Consider the following 3717-nt stretch of genomic DNA (forward strand, 5'->3'; position numbering starts at 1 on the left):
GGCCGCCGCCGGGCCCGTCGCGTTCGTCGCCTTCGTCGCGGCACCCGTCGCGCGGATGCTGCTGCCCGGGCGCGGCGCGGTCCTGCCGCACGCGGCGCTGACCGGCGCGCTCCTCGTCCTGCTCGCGGACTTCGCGGCCCAGCACGCGATCTCGGGCATCCAGTTCCCCGTCGGAGTCGTGACAAGCCTGGTGGGCGCGCCGTACCTGCTGTGGCTGCTCGCGCGGGCGAACCGGGTGGGGAGGGGCGGGTGAGTACGTACCGAGGCGGCCGGGGCCGTACGGGACGCGGCGCGCCCGTCCCCGTCCCCGCCCCCGTCACCGCACGACCGTCCCTGTCCCCGAAGGAGCCGCGCCCGTGAAGAGCGAAGCCGACGTGCCGCAGAGCGAAGCCGACGTGCCGCGGCGCGAAGCCGCCCGGAGCCGTCTCGAAACGCGCGACGTGCGCCTCGGCTACGACGGCCGCGAGATCGTGCCGGGCCTCAGCGTGTCCATCCCGGCCGGCAGTTTCACGGTCATCGTCGGGCCGAACGCGTGCGGCAAGTCGACGCTGCTGCGGGCCATGGCGCGGCTGCTCCCGCCGCTCTCCGGGGCCGTGCTGCTGGACGGGAAGTCGGTGCAGGAGATGCCGACGCGGGAGGTCGCCTCGGTGCTCGGCATCCTGCCGCAGTCGCCCGTCGCGCCCGAGGGCATCAGCGTCGCCGACCTCGTCGGGCGCGGCCGCTACCCGCACCAGGGCTTCTTCCGGCGCTGGACCGACGAGGACGACACCGCCGTCGCCGAGGCGCTGCTCTCGACCGACGTGCTCGACCTCGCGGACCGGCCCGTGGACGAGCTGTCCGGCGGGCAGCGGCAGCGCGTGTGGATCGCGATGGCGCTCGCGCAGCGCACCGAACTGCTGCTCCTGGACGAGCCGACGACGTACCTGGACCTGAGCCACCAGCTCGACGTGCTCGACCTGCTCACCGACCTCAACCGCGAGCGCGGCGTCACAATGGTCGCCGTCCTGCACGAGCTGAACCTCGCCTGCCGGTACGCCGATCACCTCATCGCGATGGCGGACGGGCGGGTCGTCGCGGAGGGGGCCCCGGCGGACGTGGTCACGGAGGAGCTGGTGACCGAGACGTTCGGGATGCGGTGCTCGGTGATCGCGGACCCGGCCTCCGGGACGCCGATGGTCGTGCCGCTGGGGCGGCACCATGTGAGCGGGCGGTCCTGAGGCCGGGGGACCTCCGGCACGGTCCGGTGTGACCAAGGCGACGAGGATGCGGCCCCCCTCCGTACGAAGATCCGGTAAGGGCAGGCTAACCTCATGGGTATGAACGATTCCGCTCCTTCCGCCTCCTCCCGGCGCCGCCGTCGTACCCGTACGGTCGCGCTGCTCTCCGCCGGTGTCGCCACGCTCCTCGTCACCGCGACCGCGTGCGGCTCCGACGACGACAGCTCCGACAAGGACGCCGGCAGCGGGTCCGGGACGAAGGACTCGGCGGCGTCGAGCGGCGCGTTCCCCGCGAAGGTCGCGACGAAGTTCGGCACGGTCACGGTCGACAAGAAGCCGAAGCGCGTCGTGGCGCTGGGCTGGGGCGACGCCGAGGCCGCGCTCGCGCTCGGCGCGCAGCCGGTCGGCGCGAGCGACTGGCTGCCGTTCGGCGGCGACGGCGTCGGCCCGTGGGCCAAGGGCATGTACGACAAGAAGCCCGAGCTGATCGGGACCCTGGAGCCGGAGTTCGAGAAGATCGCGGCCCTCAAGCCGGACCTGATCCTCGACACCAAGTCCAGCGGCGACAAGACGCGTTACGAGACGCTCAGCAAGATCGCCCCGACGGTGGACGTGCCCAAGGGCGGCGACGCCTACCTCACGTCGTGGAAGCAGCAGACGCTCATGATCTCCCAGGCGCTCGGCGTGCCGGAGAAGGGCGAGAAGCTGATCTCCGACACGAACGCCAAGTTCGCCGCCGCCGCGAAGGCGCACCCGGAGTTCAAGGACAAGACCATCACGGTCGGCGCGCTCTCCTCGGAGGGCTACGGGGCCTACATCAACGGTGACGGCCGCGTGGACTTCGCGACGACCCTGGGCTTCAAGAACAACCCCAAGGTCGAGGCGAAGAAGGGGGACTCCTTCTCCATCCGCGTCTCGAAGGAGAATCTGGACCTTCTCGACTCCGATCTGACCGTCATGGCGGGCATCGGCGTCCCCAACTCGAAGATCACCAACGACCCGCTGTACAAGGCGGTTCCCTCGGTCAAGGCGGGCCACTCGCTGATCCTCGACGAGACCTCCAGCAAGGCGTTCGCGACGGGCTCGGTCCTCTCGATCCAGTACGCGATCGACCACGTGGTGCCGGAGTTCGCGAAGGCGCTGAAGTAAGAGCGTTCCGTACGTGGGCAGTCGGGCCCGTCTCCGGGAGGTCACCGGGGGCGGGCCCTTCGGCGTGCGGGGGCGGCGTCGCACGGGTCGTGGGCCGGGGCGGGCGTCGGGAGTGTGCGTGCGGGGCGTCGGGAGCGTGCTGGTGGGCGTCAACGCCGGGCGTCAGCCCGGGGACGTACCGGCCCACCCTCCGCAACTCGCGCAAAGCGACCCGTACTTCGGGGCGTGACCCCTGCGAGGGGCACTTACCGGCCGTTAGGCTCTGCCCCGTAAACCCGCTGTGTCCCGTACAGCGGTTCCGCACCGGCCGCCCGGGAAGGCTTTCATGGCACGTAGTTCCGCACGGTCCGCGAGCCCGATGCCCGTACCGCCGCGCCCGCGGCGGACGTTCGGGGACGTGATGAAGGCGCTCCTCGCCGTCGTCGCGCTGCTCGCGCTCGTCCTCGGAGTGCCGTTCGGGCTCATCCAGGTGGGACGCCCGGTACCGGACGGGCCGCCGGGCGAGTGGCTGAGTTCCGCCATCGACGCCGAGACGCTCATACGCATCCTCATGCTCGTCGTGTGGATCGCCTGGGCGCAGTTCACCGCGTGCGTGCTCGTCGAGGTGAAGGCCGCGATCTCCGGCGTGGGTCTGCCCGCGCGGGTCCCCGGCGCGGGCCCCAGCCAGCTCCTCGCCCGCCAGCTCGTCGCCGCCGTCCTCCTCCTGGGAGCCACGGCGGCGAGCTTCACGCCCGGGATCGCCGGCTTCGGGCAGCAGGCCCCCGATACGCACCGGCCCACCGTCGCCGCCGCCCAGCAGACCCCCGGCGGCCTTGTCGGCGGCCAGCAACAGGCCGCCGCGGACGCTCTCGCGCGCCAGGCCGAACAGATCGCCCAGCAGGCCGACACCGGCCGGACCGGCCACCAGAACACGAAGTTCTACCGCATCCAGCCCCCCGAGGGCCGCCACCACGACTCCCTCTGGGAGATCGCGCAGCGCCACCTCGACGACGGCCGCCGCTACAAGGAGATCTACGCCCTCAACAAGGACCGCGTGCAGCCCGACGGCTCCCGGCTCTCCGAGGCGAGCCTCATCCGGCCCGGCTGGATCATGGAGATGCCGGCCGACGCACACGGCGGCGAACTGGTCGAAACGCCCGGCACGAACCCGGAGTTGAGCAAGGGGCAGCAGCGGGAACTCGACGCGTACGCGAAGGACGGGCAGGGCGCGCGGGGCGGACAGGCGGAACAGGGCGGCCGCGACGCCCGCGCGCAGCAGCGCCCCGCCGCGCGCGACGGCGACACCACGACCGGCCACTTCACCGTCCCCGCCCACCACGAGCACGCGGCGGCCGAGCAGACCGCCACCCCG

4 protein-coding genes are annotated in these 3717 nt (G+C 72.4%); all 4 read left to right on the plus strand.

Annotation, left to right across the window (positions count from 1 at the left end):
- Window positions 1-253 (plus strand): iron chelate uptake ABC transporter family permease subunit (locus G3I42_RS10885; RefSeq protein WP_164284836.1); only part of this gene is annotated, 253 nt, incomplete at its 5' end.
- Window positions 254-374: 121 nt separating this feature from the next.
- Window positions 375-1217 carry an ABC transporter ATP-binding protein gene (locus G3I42_RS10890; RefSeq protein ID WP_164284840.1) on the plus strand — a complete coding sequence of 281 codons (843 nt, stop codon included), beginning with the start codon at window positions 375-377 and terminating at the stop codon, window positions 1215-1217.
- A 99-nt stretch (window positions 1218-1316) separates the two neighbouring features.
- Window positions 1317-2366: an iron-siderophore ABC transporter substrate-binding protein gene (locus tag G3I42_RS10895; protein WP_164284838.1), complete on the plus strand. Its 1050-nt coding sequence runs from the start codon at window positions 1317-1319 to the stop codon at window positions 2364-2366.
- A 325-nt stretch (window positions 2367-2691) separates the two neighbouring features.
- The coding region (locus G3I42_RS10900) for a LysM domain-containing protein (protein WP_239096382.1) at window positions 2692-3717 on the plus strand (1026 nt) is incomplete at its 3' end.

This window comes from Streptomyces sp. SID11385, from assembly GCF_010548245.1.
Taxonomy (GTDB): domain Bacteria; phylum Actinomycetota; class Actinomycetes; order Streptomycetales; family Streptomycetaceae; genus Streptomyces.